1 protein-coding gene is annotated in these 638 nt (G+C 32.8%); it reads right to left on the bottom strand.

What is annotated here, in order from left to right:
- Nucleotides 1–482: helix-turn-helix domain-containing protein (locus JCM12304_RS18855; protein ID WP_157360485.1), on the bottom strand; the 482-nt coding region annotated here is incomplete at its 3' end.
- Between the last annotated feature and the right edge of the window lie 156 nt (nt 483–638).

Genomic DNA, 638 nt, shown 5'->3' with positions numbered 1-638 from the left:
ACTTCACGACTTTTAGCAAAACGAACAAGACCTAATTTCGGCAATTTAACATGCTTATCCAAAACAGCAATATTTCCATTCACCCATTTCGTTGTATAGGATTGAACAGGATTCTTTTTGGATTTGAAACGAGGTTCACCGTTTTGCTTTTTATAATATCTTGTGTACGAATCGTTAACGATTTCCACCGATTTTTGAAGGGCAATACTATCCACTTCTTTTAAAAATGAATAGTGCTTCTTTAGTTCGCGAACAGCTTTAATGGATTGGTTTTTATTGAAAAACTCCCCTTTCCAATTGTTTTCAGTGAGTTGACCGTTCTGCACCATTTCATTGGCGATATGCCAATAAGCGTCTTTGGATTTTTGCTTCCCAACAAAATAGTTGTAGACAAAGCGGGAACATCCAATTGTTTTGTTAATCAGTTCCATTTGTTTTTTGGTTGGATAGATGCGGAATTTGTACGCTTTTTTTGCTAACATTGATTTTCACCTTCCTTTCATGTATTATTTTAATATACAGTAAGTATACTATATATTATTTTAATAACAACATAGGAGGTTTAAAATGTCACAGGTTTTAAATATGCGTTATCCAAAAGCACTATTGAAACGAATTGATGATTTTAAAGAAAAAAA

The sequence above is a fragment of the Virgibacillus halodenitrificans JCM 12304 genome (assembly GCF_001310895.1).
Classification (GTDB): domain Bacteria; phylum Bacillota; class Bacilli; order Bacillales; family Amphibacillaceae; genus Virgibacillus_Q; species Virgibacillus_Q halodenitrificans.
This window is presented reverse-complemented; position numbering and strand designations above follow the sequence as displayed.